General features: G+C 71.7%; 19 protein-coding genes. 7 read left to right on the forward strand and 12 right to left on the reverse strand.

Features of this window, described 5'->3' with window-relative positions:
- Positions 1–7: 7 nt before the first annotated feature.
- Positions 8–967: an ABC transporter permease gene (locus AB0K82_RS14140; RefSeq protein ID WP_345356810.1), complete on the reverse strand. Its 960-nt coding sequence runs from the start codon at positions 965–967 to the stop codon at positions 8–10.
- Positions 964–2,460, reverse strand: coding sequence for a sugar ABC transporter ATP-binding protein (locus tag AB0K82_RS14145; protein ID WP_364396506.1), 1,497 nt, complete (start codon positions 2,458–2,460; stop codon positions 964–966). The genes AB0K82_RS14140 and AB0K82_RS14145 overlap by 4 nt, the downstream gene beginning before the upstream one ends.
- 92 nt (positions 2,461–2,552) lie before the next feature.
- Here AB0K82_RS14145 and AB0K82_RS14150 point away from each other — a divergent pair, with 92 nt between their 5' ends.
- A complete protein-coding gene (locus AB0K82_RS14150) occupies positions 2,553–3,743 on the forward strand; it encodes a transposase (RefSeq protein WP_364396509.1) in 1,191 nt (396 codons plus the stop codon).
- A 39-nt stretch (positions 3,744–3,782) separates the two neighbouring features.
- Here the strand turns inward: AB0K82_RS14150 and AB0K82_RS14155 are convergent, their stop codons facing one another.
- The gene (locus tag AB0K82_RS14155; RefSeq protein ID WP_364396512.1) at positions 3,783–4,784 is read right to left on the reverse strand and encodes a LacI family DNA-binding transcriptional regulator; all 1,002 of its coding nucleotides are present in this window, start codon (positions 4,782–4,784) and stop codon (positions 3,783–3,785) included.
- Positions 4,785–4,946: 162 nt separating this feature from the next.
- On the opposite strand from AB0K82_RS14155, the gene AB0K82_RS14160 reads away from it, so the two are divergent.
- A complete protein-coding gene (locus AB0K82_RS14160) occupies positions 4,947–5,570 on the forward strand; it encodes a class I SAM-dependent methyltransferase (RefSeq protein ID WP_364396750.1) in 624 nt (207 codons plus the stop codon).
- Between the two features lie 12 nt (positions 5,571–5,582).
- Here the strand turns inward: AB0K82_RS14160 and AB0K82_RS14165 are convergent, their stop codons facing one another.
- Together AB0K82_RS14165 and AB0K82_RS14170 are read right to left on the reverse strand one after the other, a co-directional pair.
- Positions 5,583–7,841, reverse strand: coding sequence for an MDR family MFS transporter (locus AB0K82_RS14165; protein ID WP_364396515.1), 2,259 nt, complete (start codon positions 7,839–7,841; stop codon positions 5,583–5,585).
- 104 nt (positions 7,842–7,945) lie between these two features.
- Complete coding sequence (locus tag AB0K82_RS14170; RefSeq protein WP_364396518.1) at positions 7,946–8,488, reverse strand: NADAR family protein; 543 nt, start codon at positions 8,486–8,488, stop codon at positions 7,946–7,948.
- 398 nt (positions 8,489–8,886) lie between these two features.
- On the opposite strand from AB0K82_RS14170, the gene AB0K82_RS14175 reads away from it, so the two are divergent.
- Together AB0K82_RS14175 and AB0K82_RS14180 are read left to right on the forward strand one after the other, a co-directional pair.
- Entirely contained in the window at positions 8,887–9,264 is a 378-nt protein-coding gene (locus tag AB0K82_RS14175) for a VOC family protein (protein WP_364396520.1), read from the forward strand.
- On the forward strand, positions 9,261–10,307 hold the full coding sequence (locus AB0K82_RS14180; protein ID WP_364396522.1) for a sigma-70 family RNA polymerase sigma factor: 1,047 nt from the start codon (positions 9,261–9,263) through the stop codon (positions 10,305–10,307). Before AB0K82_RS14175 ends, AB0K82_RS14180 begins: the two co-directional genes overlap by 4 nt.
- A gap of 114 nt (positions 10,308–10,421) precedes the next feature.
- Here AB0K82_RS14180 and AB0K82_RS14185 read toward each other — a convergent pair whose 3' ends face one another.
- Entirely contained in the window at positions 10,422–11,825 is a 1,404-nt protein-coding gene (locus tag AB0K82_RS14185) for a DHA2 family efflux MFS transporter permease subunit (protein WP_364396525.1), read from the reverse strand.
- Positions 11,826–11,960: 135 nt separating this feature from the next.
- Here AB0K82_RS14185 and AB0K82_RS14190 point away from each other — a divergent pair, with 135 nt between their 5' ends.
- On the forward strand, positions 11,961–12,752 hold the full coding sequence (locus tag AB0K82_RS14190) for an SDR family oxidoreductase (protein ID WP_364396753.1): 792 nt from the start codon (positions 11,961–11,963) through the stop codon (positions 12,750–12,752).
- An 82-nt stretch (positions 12,753–12,834) separates the two neighbouring features.
- Here the strand turns inward: AB0K82_RS14190 and AB0K82_RS14195 are convergent, their stop codons facing one another.
- The 4 genes from AB0K82_RS14195 to AB0K82_RS14210 form a co-directional block, all read right to left on the reverse strand.
- The gene (locus AB0K82_RS14195; protein WP_364396528.1) at positions 12,835–13,749 is read right to left on the reverse strand and encodes an LLM class flavin-dependent oxidoreductase; all 915 of its coding nucleotides are present in this window, start codon (positions 13,747–13,749) and stop codon (positions 12,835–12,837) included.
- 35 nt (positions 13,750–13,784) lie between these two features.
- Positions 13,785–14,345, reverse strand: coding sequence for an FAD-dependent oxidoreductase (locus AB0K82_RS14200; protein ID WP_364396531.1), 561 nt, complete (start codon positions 14,343–14,345; stop codon positions 13,785–13,787).
- Positions 14,346–14,441: 96 nt separating this feature from the next.
- A complete protein-coding gene (locus AB0K82_RS14205) occupies positions 14,442–14,924 on the reverse strand; it encodes a MarR family transcriptional regulator (protein ID WP_364396534.1) in 483 nt (160 codons plus the stop codon).
- Between the two features lie 506 nt (positions 14,925–15,430).
- The gene (locus AB0K82_RS14210) at positions 15,431–15,622 is read right to left on the reverse strand and encodes a hypothetical protein (protein ID WP_364396537.1); all 192 of its coding nucleotides are present in this window, start codon (positions 15,620–15,622) and stop codon (positions 15,431–15,433) included.
- 32 nt (positions 15,623–15,654) lie between these two features.
- Between AB0K82_RS14210 and AB0K82_RS14215 the strand changes: the two genes are divergently transcribed.
- Positions 15,655–16,134: a hypothetical protein gene (locus AB0K82_RS14215; RefSeq protein WP_364396540.1), complete on the forward strand. Its 480-nt coding sequence runs from the start codon at positions 15,655–15,657 to the stop codon at positions 16,132–16,134.
- A 10-nt stretch (positions 16,135–16,144) separates the two neighbouring features.
- Complete coding sequence (locus AB0K82_RS14220; RefSeq protein WP_364396543.1) at positions 16,145–17,029, forward strand: alpha/beta hydrolase; 885 nt, start codon at positions 16,145–16,147, stop codon at positions 17,027–17,029.
- On the opposite strand, the gene AB0K82_RS14225 is transcribed toward AB0K82_RS14220, so the two are convergent.
- Positions 17,026–18,129 carry a prenyltransferase gene (locus AB0K82_RS14225; protein ID WP_364396546.1) on the reverse strand — a complete coding sequence of 368 codons (1,104 nt, stop codon included), beginning with the start codon at positions 18,127–18,129 and terminating at the stop codon, positions 17,026–17,028. The genes AB0K82_RS14220 and AB0K82_RS14225 overlap by 4 nt on opposite strands.
- Complete coding sequence (locus AB0K82_RS14230) at positions 18,116–18,871, reverse strand: methyltransferase domain-containing protein (RefSeq protein WP_364396756.1); 756 nt, start codon at positions 18,869–18,871, stop codon at positions 18,116–18,118. The genes AB0K82_RS14225 and AB0K82_RS14230 overlap by 14 nt, the downstream gene beginning before the upstream one ends.
- Positions 18,872–18,963 lie beyond the last annotated feature (92 nt).

Consider the following 18,963-nt stretch of genomic DNA (forward strand, 5'->3'; position numbering starts at 1 on the left):
TGTTTCTTCAGCGGGCCTGGCGGCGGCGCAGCGTGTCGAGGAGCACCGCGAGCGCGATGACGACCCCGATCACGACCTGCTGCCAGAAGGCGGAGACGGACAGGAGGTTCAGGCCGTTGCGGAGCACGGCGAGGATGAGGGCGCCGACGAACGTGCCGAGGGCCTTGCCCTTGCCGCCGGACAGGCTCGCCCCGCCGATGACGACGGCGGCGATCGCGTCCAGCTCGTAACCGGCGGCGGCCTGCGGCTGGGCCGAGGCGAGCCGGCTGGCCAGGACGATGCCGGCGACGGCCGCGAAGCCGCCCGCGAGGGCGTACGTGACCAGCTTCTGCCGGGTGACCTTGATCCCGGACAGCCGGGCGGCCTCCTCGTTGCCGCCGATCGCGTACATCGCGCGCCCGGAGTAGGTCCGGTTCAGCGCGACGGCGGTGATGACGCCCATCACGATCATCACGATCACGGGCACCGGCAGGTAGCTGCCGATCGTGTCGCCGAGGTGGGACACCGAGTCCGGCAGCGCGATCGGGCTGCCCTGGGAGATGACGAGGCCGAGGCCGCGCGCCACGCCCTGCATGGCGAGCGTCGCGATGAACGGCGGCAGCTTCCCGTACGTGATGAGCGCGCCGTTCACCAGGCCGCACGCGATGCCGACGATCAGCGCGAAGCCGGTGGCCAGCGGCCAGGGCATGCCGTGGCTGGTCGCGGTCCAGGCGAGCACGACTGCCGACAGGGCGGCGACCGCGCCGACCGACAGGTCGATGCCACTGGTGATGATGACGAACGTCTGCCCGAAGGCGAGGATCGCGGTGACCGCCGCCTGGACGCCGACGTTCAGCAGGTTGGTGACCGTCAGGAAGTCGCCGGACAGCAGCGTCAGGGCGACGACCAGGACGACGAGTCCGAGGAGCGAGCCGTTCTCGCTCAGTACCGCGCTGCCCTTGCGCAGCCGCAGCGTTCCGGTCGTCATGCTGTTTCCTCCAATTCGCCGACGGCGAGTGCCATCACCGAGTCCTGGGTCGCTTCGGCGGCGTCGAGCTCGCCGGCGAGCCTGCCGCGCGCCATCACGAGCACCCGGTCGCTCATGCCCAGCACCTCGGGGAGGTCGCTGGAGATCATGAGCACCGCGTGTCCGCTGGCGGTCAGCGAGTTGATGAGCTGGTAGATCTCGACCTTGGCGCCGACGTCGATGCCGCGGGTCGGCTCGTCGAGGATGAGGACCTTCGCGTCGGCGAGCAGCCACTTGCCGATGACGACCTTCTGCTGGTTGCCGCCGGAGAGCGTGCGGACCTCCTGGCCGAGGCCGCTCATCCGGACGCCGAGCTGCTCGGCGACGCGGGCGGCGGCCTTGGCCTGCCCGGCCCGGTCGACGAACCCCGCCTTCGTGGCGCGGCGCATCGTCACGAGCCCGAGGTTCTCCCGGATGTTCGCGCCGAGGACGAGTCCCTGGCCCTTGCGGTCCTCGGGCACCAGGCCGAGCCCGGCCTCCATGGCGGCGGTGACCTTGCCGCGCGGCAGCGGCCGGCCGTCCACGAGGACCTCGCCGGAGTCGTACGGGTCCGCGCCGAAGATCGCCCGGACGACCTCCGTACGGCCCGCGCCGACCAGGCCGGCCACGCCGACCACCTCGCCGGCGCGTACCTCGAAGGAGACGTCCTCGAAGATGCCCTTGCGCGTGAGGTTCCGGACCTCCAGCAGGGGCGCGCCCTGGCTGGAACGTTCCCGTGGGTACTGCTGCTCGATGGAGCGGCCGACCATCAGCCGTACGAGCTCGTCCTCGGGCGTGTCGGCGGGGACCTCGGCGACCGAGGCGCCGTCGCGCAGCACCGTGACCCGGTCGCCGATCTGCGCGATCTCCTCGAGGTGGTGGGTGATGAAGACGATCGCCACGCCCTGCCGCTTGAGCTGCCGGACGATTTCGAACAGCCGCTCCACCTCGGACGTCGTGAGCACCGCCGTCGGCTCGTCCATGATCAGGACTCGCGCCCGCAGGCCGAGCGCCTTGGCGATCTCCACCATCTGCATCCGGGCGATGCCGAGGCTCTCCAGCGGCGCGCGGGGGTCGGCGTCCACGCCGACCCGGTCGAGCAGCTCGCGGGCGTGGCGGTACATCGCCTTCTTGTCGACGAACCCGAAGCGCCGGGGCGGCCGGCCGAGCATGAGGTTCTCCGCCACGGTGAGCTGGGGCACCAGGTTGAACTCCTGGTAGATCGTGGCGATGCCGAGCCGCTGGGCGTCCTCGGCGGTGCGGATCGCGGTCTCGCGGCCGTCGACGAAGATCGTGCCCTCGTCCGGGTGGTACGCGCCGGACAGCATCTTGATCAGCGTGCTCTTGCCCGCGCCGTTCTCGCCGAGGAGGACGTGCACCTCACCGGGGCGCAGGTCGAAGTCGACGCCGTCGAGCGCCACGACCCCGGGGAACCGCTTGCGCAGGCCGCGTACCCGCAGGATCTCCTCTGTCATCGGCTGTGCGGCGTGGAGACCCCGGCCGTGAGGCCGGGGAGGGAACGCCGCTCCCTCCTTGGATTGTCGGTGGTGGTGGTTAGGTTGCGTGCATGCGGTTTCGGCTTGCGCCCACGCCCGCTCAAGAGCAGGCGCTGCTGGACCACTGCTCGCACGCCCGATATGTGTGGAATCTTGCGGTCGAGCAGCATCAACACTGGCGGCCTGGCCGCAGCAGCGCGCCGGGCTATGTCGAGCAGTCCCGCCAGCTGACCGAAGCCAGACGAGAGTTCGCTTGGCTGGCGGCGGGCTCTCAGACGGTGCAACAGCAGGCCTTGCGGGACTTCGCCCAGGCCATGAGCAACTTCTTCGCCGGAACTCATGGGCGGCCGACCTGGCGCAAAGCGGGCGTACATGAGGGGTTCCGGATCGTCGGGCGTCGCGGCCTGCAATGGGATGTGCGGCGGCTGTCCCGCAAGGTCGGGGAGGTACGGGTCCCGAAGGTCGGCTGGGTGCGGTTCCGCTGGTCCCGTCAAGTCCCCGATGCGGCCAAGTCCTTCCGGGTGAATCGGGATCGGGCGGGCCGCTGGCACGTGTGCTTCCCGGTTATCCCGCCCCCGGTCATCGGGCCGGGAACGGGGGAGGTTGTCGGAGTTGATCGCGGTGTGGCCGTATCGGCCGCCCTGTCGACCGGTGAGCGGTTGTCCGTGCCCGGCCTGCGCGACACCGAAGCCGAGCGTCTGGGACGTCTGCAGCGCAGACTGGCGCGCGCGGAGCCGGGGTCGAACCGGCGGGCACGGGTCAAGATCGCGGTCGGCCGGTTGAAGGCCCGTGAGACCGACCGGCGTAAGGATTGGGCGGAGAAGACCTCCACATATCTGGTCCGCCGTTTCGACCTCATTCGGGTCGAAGACCTGAAGATCAAGAACATGGTGCGGTCCGCGCGCGGCACCCTGGACGCGCCGGGGAAGAACGTGCGGGCCAAGGCCGGACTCAATCGATCCATCCACGCGGCCGGCTGGGGCCTGCTGGTGAAGCGTATGGAACAGAAGGCGCCAGGCCGGGTCGAAAAGATCAACCCTGCGCACACCTCCCAGATCTGTCATGCCTGTGGGCAGTGCGCCGCAGAGAGCCGTGAGAGCCAAGCGGTTTTTCGTTGTCGCGCCTGCGGGCATACCGATCACGCGGATGTGAACGCGGCCAAAAACATCGCGGCAGGACGTGCCGTGACAGCGCGAGGAGCCCTCCAGCCGCTGGGCGGGGCTATGAACCGCGAACCTCAACTTGTTCTCACCTCCGGGTAGATCGGGTTGGGATCCCCCGCCGCCAGGCGGGGGAGGACGTCAATTGCTCTCCGTTTCTCCGCAGGAGCGGCGGATCACGAGCCGGGCCGGCAGGACGACCGACTCGACGGGGTGGCCCTCGACGCGGTCCAGGAGCACGCGCACCGCGCGGCGCCCGAGCTCTTCGGCGGGCTGCGCGATCGCGGTGATCGGCGGGTCCAGGTGCAGGAACCACGCCACGTCGTCGAACGACGCCAGCGCGACGTCGTCGGGGATCCGCAGCCCGCGCGCCCGGATCTCGTCCAGGGCGCCGAGTGCCATCAGGTTGTCTCCCGCGAAGATCACTTCCGGGGGTTCGGGCAGGTCCAGGAATCGGGCGGCGATGGCGCGCCCGCTGGCCTCCTGGAAGTCGCCGGCCTCGACGTACTCGCCGGGCACCTCCAGGCCGCACGCGCGCATCGCCTTGTGGAAGGCCCGCGTGCGCTCCCGGCCGGTGGACAGCAGCTCCGGCCCGGAGATGAACGCGATCCGCCGGCGGCCGAGCCGCTGGATGTGCCGGACGAGGTCGTGGATGGCCGCGGTGCCGTCGGCGCGCACGGACGGCACCTCGAGGCCCGGGAGCGTGCGGTCGAGGAAGACGACGGGGCTCCCGGAGCGCACGCAGTCCTCGACGAGGGGGGTGGCCTCGGCGGTCGGGCAGATCAGCAGGCCGTCCACCTGCTGCTCCAGCAGCGTGCGCACGTAGTGGTCCTGCTGCTCGGGGCGCTCGTCGGCGTTGCCGATGACGACGGTGTAGCCGGCCGCCCGTGCCTCGTCCTCCACCGCGCGTGCCAGGACGGCGAAGAACGGGTTGAGGATGTCGCCGATGATCAACCCGAGCGTCTGGGTGGCCTCGGTGCGCAGCGAGCGGGCGACGGCGTTCGGCCGGTAGCGCAGCGCCCGCATGGCCGCCTGGACCTTCTCCCGGGTCTCCTCGCTGACCCTGGGGCTGTCGTTCAGCACCCGTGACACCGTGGCGACGGAGACGCCGGCGTGTGCGGCGACGTCCTTGATGCCGGCCATCGGGCCTCCTGATCGGCGAGCGTGGAAACGATTACACGGGAGTGTATGGAAACGATTACATGATCTCTACGTGACTTGGGTCACGCCTGGGGCGACTGGGGGTCATCGGGAGACGCGGGTAGGGTGCCGGGCGTGACCAGCCAGGCGACGAAGTACGCGCCAATGCCGCCCGAGCTCCGCCGCGCCGCCGAGGCCGCCAAGGGCTTCATGCCGGTGCCGGAGGGCCTCGCGCTGTACGAGACGGCGCTGGAGTACGGCACGCGCGGCCCGATCCTGGAGGTCGGCACCTACTGCGGGAAGTCGGCCGTCTACCTCGGCGCCGCGGCCTGTACGGCCGGCTCCACGGTCGTCACCGTCGACCACCACCACGGCTCGGAGGAGAACCAGGCCGGCTGGGAGTACCACGACCCGTCCCTCGTCGACCCCACCACGGGCCGGATGGACACGCTCCCCGTCTTCCGCCGGACGATCGCGGCCGCCGGCCTGGAGGACCACGTCGTCGCGGTCGTCGGCGAGTCCACCACCGTCGCGGCGCTGTGGGGCCGGCCGCTCGCCATGGTGTTCATCGACGGCGGGCACGCCGAGGACCTCGCCCAGGCCGACTACGACGGCTGGGCGCCGCACGTCATGCCGGGCGGCGCCCTCGTCTTCCACGACATCTTCCCCGACCCCGCCGACGGCGGGCAGGCGCCGTACCGCGTCTACCAGCGCGCTGTGGCCACCGGGCAGTGGAGCGAGCGCCGCGTCGAGGGCTCCCTCCGCGTCCTCGAACGCACGGCGTCCTGATCCCCGGCGCGCTCAGGCTTCGGGGCGCCTGACGAACACCGCGAACGCCGCGGTGACCAGCGTGATCGCGCCGATGACGACGAGCTGGGTGTGCATCCCGGCGACCAGCGTCGGTCCGGTGTTCCGGAACGGGGTCACGTCGCGGGGAAGGGCCAGGGCGTAGAAGACGGATGTCCCGACGGCGCCCCCGAGGAACTGCCCGCCCTGGTGCAGCCCGGCGGCGGCGCCGCCGAGACGCGCGGGCGCGTGTCCGAGCACCGCCGCGGCCGCGGTGGGGATGACGAGCCCCAGGCCGAGTCCGGCCGCCGGGAGCCACGGCACCACGGACACGTAGGAGAAGTGCGTCCCGACCAGGGACAGGCCGAACGCCGCCGCCATGGTGAGCAGCAGCCCGATCACGAGCAGCGGCCGCGGGCCCACCCGGCCGCCGACGGCGGCCGCGATCGCCGCGCCGACGATGTACGCCAGTGTCATCGGTAGCGTGGCGACCGCCGTCCCCAGCGGCGACCTGCCGCCCACCATCTGCAGGTAGATGGCCAGCAGCAGATACAGGCCGTTCAGCCCGGCGAAGCCGATCGCCGTCAGGCCGATCGCCGCCGGCAGCGAGGGCGAGGCGAGCAGGACGGGAGGACGGCCCCGGCGGATCTGCGACTCCACGATCCAGAAGATCCCGACCAGTAGCGCGGCTCCGGCCAGCAGCACGCCCGTCACCACGCCGGCCGAGTACTGGACCCGGGTGATCGCGAAGGTCAGGACGAACAGCGCCGCAGACAGGAAGATCATCCCGGGCGGGCTCAGCGACGCGTTGGCGTCACCGCGCGACTCCCGGCCGGCGGCCAGGACGATCACGGCGGCGAGGACGCCCAGTACCGCCGGGAGGACGAACACGAACCGCCACGAGACCTGTTCGAGCACCGGCCACGCGGCGAAGACCCCGGCCAGCGTCGTACTACCGGCCACGGCACCCCAGACCCCGGTGACGACGATCAGCCGGACCCCGGAGAACGCCTCGCGGACGAGCCCCAGACCGGCCGGCAGGGCCAGACCCGCAGCCACGCCCGCCACGCCGCGCAGCACGATCAGTACCCCGACGGTGGGCGACAGGAACGCGAGGAGCGTGGCCACCGCGCACGCGGCCGTGCCGATGACGAACAGCTTCTTTCGCCCGAATCGGTCGGCGAGCCATCCGCCGGCGACGACGCTGAGCGCGAGCCCGAGCAGATACGCGTTCGCCACCCAGGACAGGCCGGTGAGTCTCGCGCCCAGGTCCCGCTGGATGGTGGGGAGGGCGAGATTCACTCCGCTCGCGGTGAGCGAGTTCGCCAGCACGCCGAGCATCACCCCGATGGCCGCGAGCGGCGGAACGCCGCGCGACGGCGCACGCCCGGGGGCCGGCTGGAACGGCGGCGCTCCGTGGCGGGTCGCGGCGGACGCCCCCTGCGTGAGCAGCGTCCGCACGTCGCCCTGCGGTGCGCCGGGCGGGGCGCCCAGCAGGTGCAGCAGCGCCTGGACGGCGGTCGGCCGGCGCCGTGGATCCTTCTCCAGGCAGGCGGCGACCAGGCCGCCCAGCCAGGGCGGCAGCCCGCTCAGGTCCGGGACGCCGTGCAGGATCGCGTTCATCACCGACGGCACCGAGTCGCCGGCGAAGGCCCGGCGTCCCGTCGCCGCGAAGACCATCGTGAGACCCCACGCGAACAGGTCCGCGGCCGGCCCGATCGGACCGGCCGCCAACTGCTCCGGCGCCATGTAGGCCGGCGTGCCGACGACCTGGCTCGTCATTGTGACGTCGGAGTCCAGCACCCGCGCGATGCCGAAGTCGATGACCCGCGCGCCGCCGGGGCCCATGATCACGTTGGCGGGCTTGAAGTCCCGGTGCACGATCCCGGCCTGATGGACGGCGGCCAGCGCGGTGGCGGTGCCGATGGCCAGCCGCAGCAGTTCGGGCTCGGGCAGCGGGCAGGCCACGTCCTGCAGCGCGGGACCGGGCACGAACTCGCTCACGATGTACGGCTGGTCGCCGGCGACGTCCGCGTCGATCACCGGCGCGGTGCAGAAGCCGGGGACCCGCTCGGCGGCCGACAGCTCACGGATGAACCGCGAACGCGCCTTGGCGTCGCCGCTCAGCTGCGCGCGCAGCAGTTTGATCGCCACCTGCCGCCCGGACGCGTCCGCCCCGAGATAGACCACCCCCTGGCCGCCCTCTCCGAGACGCCCGGTGACCGTGTAGGCGCCGAGCCGCGTGGGGTCGCTCGGGAGCAGCGCAGCCGTCATCCGTCCTCCGAATGGGGTCGATCGGAGCTGGTCGGTCCTGGCCCCGATCATCGATCGATGACCGGGGCCCGATCATTATCGAGGCTGCGACGTCCCGCGACCGGTCAACCGCGCAAAGCGGTGCGAACGTCCATCAGCGCGAACCCGAGCAGGTTCAGCCCGCGCCAGGCGGACGGGCGGGCCGCCTCCGGCTGTGACGCGGACAGGCCGATGCCCCACACGGTGTCGTACGGGCTGGCCTCCACGAGCACCCGGTCGCCGGTGGCCAGCAGGAAGTTCCGCAGCCCGGAGTGCTGCCCGAATTTGGCCTCGTTCGCCGCGACGACCAGGCCGTACCGGTGCTCGCTCCAGACGTCCTCGTCGAACCCGCGGACCTTGCGCCCGGCGCCCTTGGCCTTGCCCGGGTCGTCGTCGGCGAGCACGCGCTGCTCCGCCGCGGCGTCCCCGAACAGTCGCGCCTTGCCGGCCATCATGTAGTGCTCGGCGGTGGCGTACCGCACGCCGTCCACCGTGAAGGGCGCCGGATACCACTGGCTCAGGCACCCCTTCCCGACGCCACCGCCCTTCGGCGGCCGGTGCCCCCAGAACAGCAACAGCTCCGGCAGCTCGCCCTGTTCTTCGAGCGGGATCAGGTCATCGACGCGCATACCGCCCGATGCTGGCAAGCCCGGCATCCTCCGAGCAAATCGTTCCGGCCTCAGCCGAGGATCACGAACATGCCACCAAGCCTTCCGGCAGACGAGGGGGTACTGTCCTCGGCGGGGATGGCAGTTCCAGGCTGCGACGTACAGAAGTCTCGGAAAGCGGCCAACGATCAGCCCCGGTTGCCGGAAACGCCCACTTTCGCGAACCCGTGTGGGATGCGTTCACCGAGCGTTTTGCGTACCGCAGCCCCCGCAGTCTCGCCGAGGCCAATCGCCGCCGGACTTTGCCGCCCGACGGGCGGTCCGGCGCCGACGCCGGGACGCCCATGACCGATTCCTTTCGGTGCCATACCGAGTCCGTAGGTGTGATGGACTCCGAGGACGACCGAAAAGGACTGGTCATGGCAGAGACGATGGGGATTCGGCTGGGTGGTCTGGTGCTGGGCAGCGACGACCCGGAGCGGCTCAGCGCCTGGTACCGGGCGGCGTTCGCGCCGTCGGCGGAGCCGGGCATCGTCCTGATGGTGGGCGACGGCCGGTTGGTCTTCGACCGCCGTGACGATCTCGAGCAGAGCACGCGGGAGCCCGGCCGGATACTGATCAACTTCTACGTCGAGGACATCGAGGCGGTCGCGGCCCACCTGAAGGCGCTCGGCGTCACCCGGTGGATCCGCCCGGTGGAGGGCTTCGGAGCGGGCCGCATCGCGACGGTGGAGGACCCGGTCGGGAACTACGTGCAGATCGTCGAGTTGGCCGCCCGGCCCGGAGCCGTACGATGACGCAGATGGCCCACCCCGAGGTCGAGGCCGACGAGGTCTTCGCCCGGCTGGCCTCGCCGTACCGGGCGGAGCTGCTGGCCTACTGCTATCGCATGATCGGTTCGGTGCACGACGCCGAGGATCTCGTGCAGGAGACCTATCTGCGGGCGTGGCGGTCGTACGAGGCGTTCGAAGGTCGGGCGTCCCTGCGCACCTGGCTCTATCGGATCGCGACGAACGTCTGCCTCACCGCACTCGAGCGCCGCGAGCGCCGGCCGCTGCCGTCGGGCCTCGGCGGTCCCGCCGACGATCCGGAAGGCCCGGTGGCGCCGCCGCCGGAGGTGACCTGGTTGCAGCCGCTGCCCGACCGGCTGGTCCGCGTCGGCTCGGACGATCCCGCCACCATCGTCGCGGCGCGCGAGAGCCTGCGGCTCGCCCTGGTCGCCGCCCTGCAGTATCTGCCCCCGCGTCAGCGTGCGGTCCTCATCCTGCGCGACGTACTGGCGCTGCGCGCGGTAGAGGTCGCCGAGCTGCTCGACATCTCCGTCCCGGCGGTCAAGAGCATCCTGCAACGCGCTCGAGCCCGGCTCGACCAAGTGGCGCCCTCCGAAGACGACGCGACCGAGGCGTCCGGCGCGCGCCAGCGGGAACTGCTGGACCGCTATGCCACGGCCTTCGAGAACGCCGACATCACAGCGCTGATGGGGCTGCTGACCGAGGACGCCGTCCTGGAGATGCCGCCTACCCCGACCTGGTTCGCCGGGCGTGAGTCCATCGGCCGCTTCTTCGCGTCCAGGGTCCTCACCGCGCCAGGTCTCTTCCAGATGGTTCCGACCGCGGCCAACGGGCAGCCCGCGTTCGCCATGTACCAGCGCCGCCCGGACGGCGTCCATCACGCGCACGCGGTGATGGTCCTGTCGGCCTCCGAGGCGGGGATCACGCACATCGTGGCGTGCCGCGACCCCGGCCTGTTCGAGCAGTTCGGACTCCCGCCGACGCTCGGGCCCGCTCCGGCCGAAGCGTCGGCCAACGGCTCGTCCGCGCCGGGTCGGCCGACGTCCTGACGTTCCCGCTCGCCACGGTCCGGCCATCGGCTCGCGGCGGGCGGCCGACCGGCGCGCCTGGCACGGTGGTGTCCCGTGCCAGGCGCGCCGTTTCGCGGCCGATGGTCCTGCCGATCAGCGGCTCGAGGTGAGCGCCGGTGCGGCGGGTGCCGGGGTCCGGGTGATCCGGCGGCCCGGGATGGCCAGCGCCGCGAACGCCCCGGCCAGCGACAGCGCGCCGCTGACCGCGATCGCCGGGGCGAACCCATCGGTGAAGGCGGCCGGTCCCGCGTAGCCGCCGGCCTCGCTGAACACCAGGGCCAGCACCGCGACCCCGAACACCCCGCCCAGTTGCCGCCCGGTGTTGAACACCCCGGAGGCCTTGCCGATCTGCTCGGGCGTGACCGCGTTGAGCACGGCGGCCTGAGCGGCGGGCATCGCCATGCTCACCCCGGCCCCCGCGATGAGCATCGGCGCGATCAACTCCCAGTACGGCACGGACGGCGTCGCGATGAGCCCGAGCCACCCCATCCCGGCCGCCTGCAGAGCCAGCCCGAGCGCGGCCAGCGGCCGTGCGCCGACCCGGTTGACCAGCCGGCCCGCCAACGGCACCACCAACGTCACCGAGGCCGTCCAGGCCAGCAGGTGCAGCCCGGCGGCCAGTGGCCGATCGCCACGCCCGACCTGGAAGTACTGCGCCGCGAAGAACAGGGAGCCGTAGAGCGAGGCGTACAGGAACAGGCCGGAGGCGTTACCGGCCGCGAAGCCACGGAGCCGGAACAGCCCCAGGGGCACCATCGGCCGCTTGACGGCCCGTTCCCAGGCCACGAAGGCGGCGCCGCAGACCGCGTCGGCGACCAGCGTTCCGACCACCTCGGCGCTGCCCCACCCGGCGGCGTTCGACCGGACCAGCCCCCACACCAGCCCCAGCGCGGCGCCGGTCACCAGGACCAGCCCGCCGGCGTCCACGCCTCCGCCACCGGCGCCGCGGCTCTCGGGGACCCGCAGCAGCACCAGCGGGATGACGGCCAGGCCGATCGGCAGGTTGAGCCAGAAGATCCACTGCCAGGCGAGTCCCTGGGTGACGGCGCCGCCCACCACCGGACCGGCGACCACCGCGAGCCCGGTCAGACCGGCGAAGATCCCCAGCGCCCTCGGCCGGTCCGGTGGTGGATAGGCCGCGCTGAGCAACGCCATGGCGAGCGGCATCACGAGTGCGGCACCGGCGCCCTGCACCGTACGCGCCGCGATGAGCCAGCCCACGTTCGGCGCGAGCGCGCAGGCCACCGAGGCGGCGGTGAACAGCGTCAGCCCGGCCGTGAGGACGAGCCGCCGCCCGAGCCGGTCGCCCAGCACCGCACCGGTCATGAGCAGGACGGCGAAGCTCAGGCTGTACGCGTTCACCGTCCATTCGAGTTGTTCGATCGAGGTGCCGAGATCCAGGCGGATCCGGCTCAGTGCCGTCGTCACGACGGTGGCGTCCAGCGCCACCATCACCGAGGCCGCGGAGGCGAGCCCCAGGACCCATCGTCTGTCCATGTGGGTACGGACCGGCGGCCCGCCGAAAGGAATCGGCCGCGGTGGCCGGTGGGCGGACCGATTCCTGTCGGCGGGCCCGCGAGTCGATAGGGGTGACGGAACGCCGTCGGCGACAACCACCTTTCGGGAGTGACGATGCTGCTGGAGAACAAGAACGCGATCATCTACGGAGCCGGTGGCTCCATCGGGAGCGCGGTCGCGCACGCCTTCGCCGCGGAGGGGGCGCGGGTCTTCCTGGCCGGGCGCACCCGCGCGACGCTGGAGGTGGTCGCGGAGAAGATCCAGGCCGCCGGCGGCGTCGCCGACGTCGCCACGGTGGACGTGCTGGATCACGACGCCGTCGAGGCGCACGCCAACGCGGTGGTCGCCACCGCCGGATCCCTCGACATCTCCTTCAACGTCGTCAGCCTGCCCCAGACCGGTATCCAGGGCACCGCGCTGGCCGACCTGCCGCCTGAGGGATTCGACCTGCCGATGGCGACCTACCCCAAGGCCAACTTCCTGACCGCCAAGGCCGCGGCCCGGCGCATGACCGGCCAGGGATCAGGCGTCATCTTGACGATCACGGCGAGTCCGTCGCGGACGGCCGTCCCTCTGATGGGCGGCATGGCACCGGCCTGGGCGGCGATCGAGTCGCTGTCCCGGGGCCTGGCCGCCGAACTCGGACCGCACGGCGTCCGGGTGGTGTGCCTGAACGCGGCGGGGATGCCGGAGACCCCGCAGTTGACCGAGGTCTACGGACTGCACGCCGACGCGTACGGCATCAGCCGCGAGGCGTTCGAGGCCCGCATGGCGGACCGGACCCTGCGCAAGCGGTTGCCGACCGTCGCGGAGATCGCCGACGTGGCCGTCTTCGTCGCCTCGGACAGGGCCGCCGCGATGACCGGTGCGATCGCCAACCTCAGCGGCGGCATGATCGCCGACTGAGCATGGTCCGCGATCGCCGGTGAGGTGACGCGGCGTGGAAGCCCGGTTGCCCTCGGCTCCGGGCTTCCACGCCGACCGCCGACTACCCGTTCTCCTTAGCGATCGCTTCGCGTACGGCCGGGACGATGTCTCTGGACCAGCGGGTCAGGGAGACGAGGTCCGGCGTGCCGCCTTCGGGGGAGAAGAGCATGAAGCCCGACGCGCCGTGCTCCAGTACGGCCCCGGTGAGTTCCTCGGCCCACTGGTCGGCGGAGCCGCCGATCCAGCGGCCTCCGGGGTCGCGTGTGGCGGGCAGGGGCCGGTCGGTGATTAGCCCGGGGAGGTTGAAGACCGTGCGGATCTCGCGCGGATCGCGGCCCACGGCCGCCGCCGCTTCGTCGATGATCGGCCGCGACGTCCGGTAGCGCTCGCTGAGCCAGTCCGCCGCGTGGCCGGGGATCCAGCCGTCGGCCACGCGGCCGGTGGCGGCCAGGGATCTGCGGCCGACCGATCCGGTCCATACGGGAGGCGCGGCCACGGGAGCGGGCTCGATCCGGTTCACCTGGTAGTGGCGGCCCTGGTGGGTGACCGGAGGTCCGCCGCCCGACAGCTTCTTGACCAGGACGATCGCCTCTTCGAACAGCTCCACGGCCTCGGCCGGGGACAGCCGCGGCACTCCCATGTCGGCGATCCGGTCCCACAGCCCGCCCGCGCCCATGCCGAGCACGACGCGTCCGCCGGACAGCGCCGACAGCGTCGTCACCGTCCGCGCCAGCATGGGGGCGGGCCGGGTCGGCAGGTTGGTGACGTTGGCGAAGCCGGCCAGGCGCTGCGTACGCCCGAGGACGAACCCGAGGGAGGCGTAGGCGTCCGCCCGGCCGCCGATGTAGGGGTGGTCCGACAGGGAGAAGAGGTCGAGCCCGTCGCGGTCGGCCTGTTCGGCCATGCCCAGCAGTTCCGGTATCTCATCGATGCCGCTGTGCGCGCCGAAGCCGAAGACGACTTGTTCCAGAGACATGTTCTGCCTTTCTTCGATGGTCTGGGTGCGCGGTCTCAGGCGGTGGGGCCGAACTGCTCGACGAAACGGGCGGTGAACAGGTCCGTGCCCTTGTACTCGGCGACCACCGACGCCGAGGCGACGGACGGGCCCTCGGGAGAGGGCAACTGCCCGACACCGCCCTTCGAGCCGAGCGGGAGAATGATCACGGGGAAGGGCAGGTTGTCGGCCTGCCGCAGTTCCTTGTGCGTCCGGCGGAGGTCGTCCAGCGCCGCACCGATCGAGTCGGAGCCCGGCTTGGCGGGGTAGGCGTAGCTGGAGCCGGTGGCCAGCACCAGGTAGTCGGCCGCGACGCGCTCACCCGAGGCCAGGGTGACACCGCCGAGGTCCACCGAGACCGCGCGGTCGCGGATCACCGCGCCCTTGGTGAGCAGCGTCTCGAAGGGGAAGAACGCGTTGGCCGCCCAGTCCGGCCGGGCCAGCGCCCGCAGCGACGCCGCCGCGTTGACGAACGCCTCACGGGGGTCGATGAGGATGACGTCGGCCTCGGACTCCAGCGCCTTGGCGACCGCGGCGCCCCCGTAGCCTCCACCGATGACCGCGACGGTACGACTCATGAATGCACGCTCCTCTAAAGAAGGCTGAGTTCGTAGTGCGAACCATATTAGTTCGTACTACGAACAGCAACCTTTCCGGGAGTGTGATGCCGCGCGTCAGTGTTCGTGGGCGGCGGAGACTCCTTCGTCCGGCTCCAGGAAGACCGCGGGCACCTCGTTGGCCAGCACGACGCGGCCCAGCAGGTCGGCGAGCGTGTCGCGGTCGGCCGGATCGAGATCGCCCGGCAACTCTGCGACCCGACGGCACGTCTCGGCGTAGAACTCCTCCACCAGCTTGGCGCCGTGCGCGGTGAGCGCGACCCGGACGGCACGCGTGTCCCGCGGGTCCGGTTCCCGCTGGACCAGGCCGTTGCGCTCGGTGCGGTCCACCAGGCCGGTGAGGCTCGACTTGGCCAGCCTCAGCATCGCCCCCAACTCGCTCATGCCGCGTGGTTGCGGCATCAGGACGCACAGCAACTGCCCCTGCTGCGGGGTCAGCCCGTACTCGCGACTGGATTCGGCGTACACGGAATTCACCAGGAACGAGGACCGCACCAGTGCGGCCACGATCCCGATCCGGCCATCGTCAGGCTTGCTCACCCGGCCAGGGTAACACCGAGAACTCCCATAATTCGTGCGACGAACTATGCGTTACAGGCCGCGGAAGCGGCCGAGTGAGCGCCGCTCGGCCGTCCGTCAGGCGGCACACACTGGGCAAGGTGCTTCTATCAGCTTGCCGGTCGGCTCACCGGTCCCGCCGAGGTTCACGACCTTCCGGGCTCCGAGGCAGACAGGGCAGACGCCGAGGGCTTCGACCGCCGGATGACGCCCGACCGGCGAAACCGGGCCGTCCGCCACGGGGTCGTACTCGTGTCCGGCCTCCCGGCCGTCGCCATGCTCTCCGCCAACCGAGCCGGAGCCGCCGCATTCGCTGCAACGGAACGACAAGGGGCCGAGCCCTTGACGGCCCTTGCCGCCGCACGCCGGGCAGGGGCCACGGCCGCCCGTGTGAACCTCAGACATACTTCTTCCCGTTGCAGAGTTTGCAGGTCACCCACTTGCGCTTCTTGAATGACCCGCCGTTGCCGACCTCCCAGTATCCGCCCTCACCATTGCATCCGGAGCATTTCTGCTTTGGCGGAATGATCTTCTTCGTCATCGGCCTCCTCCTTTTCAAAGCTCGACCCGGGGCGACGCATGGTCAAGCGCTGTGACGGAATGTGACCGAGACCGTACGCTCCGGCGGGCTTCTCGCCGATCAGGACCGGCTGGGACAAGTGCTTGACGAAGGCTGCCAAGTACTGGACGATCTCCGTCAAGTAGGTGATGCGTGGACGAGGGGGAGGAGCCGGTCATCCGTAGGGAGCTCATCGACCAGTTGGTCCGGATCATCGAGGTCAGGCTGCTCGATCCGCTGGAGATCCTGCTCGACGGCGACGAGGCGGTCGGGGCGCTGCGTCGTTCCGTGCGGGACCGGGCGACGGACTGGGCGGACCGGATGCTCGACGGTGACGAGCCGACGGCGACGCACACCATCGCGCGGATGATGGCGACGCTCTACCCCGGTGACGAGCCCTTCGACCCGCCCGCCGAGTGGTGGCGCACGCCGCTGGGGCAGGTCGTCGTACGCCGGGTCGGGCACCCCTACGCGCGCGCCGTCTCGTACTCGGTGGCCGGGGCGATGCTCGGCATCACCCGGCAGGGCGTGCACGACCTGGTGAGCAGGGGAAAGCTCGACCGCCACCCGGACGGCGGCGTGACGCCCGAGTCCGTACGCGACCGCCTGAACCGGCGGTCTCCGACCTCATGAGAGGAATTCCATGGCCATTCGGCTAGCGACCCACGACTTCGGCGGGTCGGGGACGCCGCTGCTCCTGCTGCACGGGGCCGGCGCGAACCTGGTGAGCATGGCCGCGTTCGCGCGGGAGCTGTCCGCGCGGTTCCGCGTGGTGACGGTCGACCTGCGCGGGCACGGCCGGTCCGAGGACGGGCCGTGGGATTGGGCGGCGGTGCTCGACGACCTCGAGGCGGTCGCCGGCGAGCTGTCACTCGGCGAGCCCGCCGTGGTCGGCTGGTCGCTGGGCGGCATGCTCGCGGCGCTGTGGGCCGAGCGCCATCCGGCCTGCCCGATGGCGGTGAGCGTCGACGGCACCCCGCCGCCGGCTCACCCGGACCAGCTCGACGGGCTGGATCCGGCACACGGTCAGGCGGAGCTCGACCGGCTGCGCGCCGCCTTCGACGGGATGTCGGCCATGTACGCCCGGCCGCTGGCGCCCGAGGAGGTCGAGGCCGCCGTGGAGGGGCAGCGGGCGATGGCGCGGCAGGTCGGCGCGTCAGAGGAGATGGTCGTCGAGGGTTTCCGGCGCAATCTCGTGAGCCGCGACGGGCGGACGTGGCTGCGGCCGTCGCCCGACGTCCTCGGCGGCCTCCGTGCGGCGATGGACGCGCTCGACCTGATCCCCGTCTACCAGGACGTACGGTGCCCGCTGCTGGTGGCCGTCGCGACCGAGGACCTGCCGGAGCAGAGGCCGTTCGAGGAGCTGTACGCCGCCTACCGGCGTGGGTTCGAGCGGCGCCTGGCCGAGGCGGCGCGGGCCAACCCCGCGCTGCGCGTCGTACGCGTCGAGGGCGCGAGCCACGCGATGGTCGCCGAGCGGCCCGCCGAGCTCGCCAAGCTGATCGGCGAGTTCGCCGACGCGAACTAGCTGAGCGCCTCGGCCAGGGACTCGCAACCGCAGGCGACCGGGTCGGCGGGCTCGGAGGGGCCGAGCGGCCGGCCGCCGACCTCCTTGAAGATGCGGGCGGCAGGGGAGGCGTCGGCGAGCGCGTCGGCGGCGAGGATGACGGCGGCGGCCGTGTAGGTCGAGCGGTCGCCGGGGAAGTGGCGCTGGTTGGCGAACTGCCAGCCCGTCCAGTACGAGCCGTCCTCGTGCCGCAGGTGCTGGATGGTCGCGAACAGCTCGCGGGCACGGGCGGTGTCGCCCATCGCGTCCAGGGCCAGGACGAGCTCGCACGACTCCGCGCCGGTCACCCACGGCTGGTCGGAGACGCACCGGCAGCCGAGGCCGTCGGCCACGAAGGTCTCCCAGTGCTCCTCGATCCGGCGGTACGCCGCGGGGCCGCGCAGCGGGCCGCCGAGCACGGGGTAGTACCAGTCCATCGAGAAGCGGCTCTTGTCGGCGAACGCCTCCGGGTGGGCGGCGACGACGTGGCCGAGCTGGTCGGCGGCGAGCTCCCAGTCGGGCTGCGGCTCGCCGAGGCGTTCGGCGAGGGCGACGGCGCAGCGCAGCGACTGGTGGATCGAGGAGCAGCCGGTGAGCAGCGCGTGGTCGGCGGCGGAGCCGTCCGGATGGCGGATCCAGAGGATCTCGCCGCGGGCGGTCTGCAGCCCGAGCGTGAACTCGATCGCGCGGCGGACCGTCGGCCACATGCGCGCCGCGAATTCCTGGTCGCCGGTGAGCAGCAGCTCGTGCCAGACGCCCACGGCGACGTACGCGGCGTGGTTGGACTCGCCGCCCGGCTCGGTGACCTCGCCGAGGACCCACTTGGCGGGCCAGGAGCCGTCCTCGCGCTGGCCCGCGCGCAGCCACTCGTACGCGCGGCGGGACTCGTCGCGCAGGCCGACGACCGACAGCGCCATCGCGGCCTCGACGTGGTTCCAGGCGTCGACGTGGCCGGGTACGCCGCCGGTCGGCGCGAACCAGGGGATGGCGCCCGAGAGCTCCTGCTGGGCGGTGATGCTGCGGGCGGTGGCGAGGATGTCGTCTGCGGTCAGGATTCCGGGTACGGCCTCAGGCCGCCGCATGCGCCTGCTCCTGGTCCTCCGTCACGGAGACGGTGGGCTTGGTGAAGTAGACGACGACGCTCTTGCCGATGACCGGGTTCAGCACCCGCTCGGCGAGCCGGGTGGCGAGGGGCCGCTTCATGATGTCCCAGACGAGCACCTGGTGGTACGCCTTGGCGAGCGGGTGGCCGTCGTTGTTCACGCCCACCGCGCACTTGATCCACCAGTACGGCGCGTGCAGGCCGTGGGCGTGGTGGTGACCGCCGACCTTGAACCCGGTCGACTTGAGCTTGGCCTCCAGCTCGGCGCGGGTGTAGATGCGAATGTGCCCGCCCGGAGCGGTGTGGTAGTCCTCCGACAGCGCCCAGCAGATCCGCTCGGGGAGCCACGACGGCACGGTGACCGCGAGCCGGCCGCCGGGCTTGAGGACCCGCAGCAGCTCGGCCATGGCCGCCATGTCGTCCGGGATGTGCTCGAGCACCTCCGCCGCGACGATCTTGTCGAAGGTGTCGTCGGGGAACGGCAGGCTGAGCGCGTCGCCGGTGACGGTCCGCGCGGAGGCGCCCTCGGGCGGCTCGCCCGCCAGCTCCATCGCGCCGAACATCTTCGCCACCTCGGCGAGCTCTCCCTCGTCGCGGTCGAACGCGACGACGTGCGCCCCGCGCCGGTACAGCTCGAACGCGTGCCGCCCCGCGCCGCACCCCATGTCGAGCACGTGCTCGCCGGGCGACACGCGGAACCTGTCGAAGTCCACGGTCAGCATGGTCATCCGCAGCGTGGAATGCCTAGCCGTTGGGCCGAGGTCTCCACGCCGCTCCCTCCTCGGAATGTCGGTCGTGGTGGTTAGCGTGTCGG

The organism is Actinoallomurus sp. NPDC052274, assembly GCF_040679475.1.
Classification (GTDB): Bacteria; Actinomycetota; Actinomycetes; order Streptosporangiales; family Streptosporangiaceae; genus Actinoallomurus; species Actinoallomurus liliacearum.

Excerpts from the sequence above, each read along its gene's own strand:
- AB0K82_RS14140 (WP_345356810.1), bottom strand. The coding sequence starts at position 967 with ATGACGACCGGAACGCTGCGGCTGCGCAAGGGCAGCGCGGTACTGAGC.
- AB0K82_RS14145 (WP_364396506.1), bottom strand. The coding sequence starts at position 2,460 with ATGACAGAGGAGATCCTGCGGGTACGCGGCCTGCGCAAGCGGTTCCCC.
- AB0K82_RS14150 (WP_364396509.1), top strand. The coding sequence starts at position 2,553 with ATGCGGTTTCGGCTTGCGCCCACGCCCGCTCAAGAGCAGGCGCTGCTG.
- AB0K82_RS14155 (WP_364396512.1), bottom strand. The coding sequence starts at position 4,784 with ATGGCCGGCATCAAGGACGTCGCCGCACACGCCGGCGTCTCCGTCGCC.
- AB0K82_RS14160 (WP_364396750.1), top strand. The coding sequence starts at position 4,947 with ATGCCGCCCGAGCTCCGCCGCGCCGCCGAGGCCGCCAAGGGCTTCATG.
- AB0K82_RS14165 (WP_364396515.1), bottom strand. The coding sequence starts at position 7,841 with ATGACGGCTGCGCTGCTCCCGAGCGACCCCACGCGGCTCGGCGCCTAC.
- AB0K82_RS14170 (WP_364396518.1), bottom strand. The coding sequence starts at position 8,488 with ATGCGCGTCGATGACCTGATCCCGCTCGAAGAACAGGGCGAGCTGCCG.
- AB0K82_RS14175 (WP_364396520.1), top strand. The coding sequence starts at position 8,887 with ATGGCAGAGACGATGGGGATTCGGCTGGGTGGTCTGGTGCTGGGCAGC.
- AB0K82_RS14180 (WP_364396522.1), top strand. The coding sequence starts at position 9,261 with ATGACGCAGATGGCCCACCCCGAGGTCGAGGCCGACGAGGTCTTCGCC.
- AB0K82_RS14185 (WP_364396525.1), bottom strand. The coding sequence starts at position 11,825 with ATGGACAGACGATGGGTCCTGGGGCTCGCCTCCGCGGCCTCGGTGATG.
- AB0K82_RS14190 (WP_364396753.1), top strand. The coding sequence starts at position 11,961 with ATGCTGCTGGAGAACAAGAACGCGATCATCTACGGAGCCGGTGGCTCC.
- AB0K82_RS14195 (WP_364396528.1), bottom strand. The coding sequence starts at position 13,749 with ATGTCTCTGGAACAAGTCGTCTTCGGCTTCGGCGCGCACAGCGGCATC.
- AB0K82_RS14200 (WP_364396531.1), bottom strand. The coding sequence starts at position 14,345 with ATGAGTCGTACCGTCGCGGTCATCGGTGGAGGCTACGGGGGCGCCGCG.
- AB0K82_RS14220 (WP_364396543.1), top strand. The coding sequence starts at position 16,145 with ATGGCCATTCGGCTAGCGACCCACGACTTCGGCGGGTCGGGGACGCCG.
- AB0K82_RS14225 (WP_364396546.1), bottom strand. The coding sequence starts at position 18,129 with ATGCGGCGGCCTGAGGCCGTACCCGGAATCCTGACCGCAGACGACATC.
- AB0K82_RS14230 (WP_364396756.1), bottom strand. The coding sequence starts at position 18,871 with ATGCTGACCGTGGACTTCGACAGGTTCCGCGTGTCGCCCGGCGAGCAC.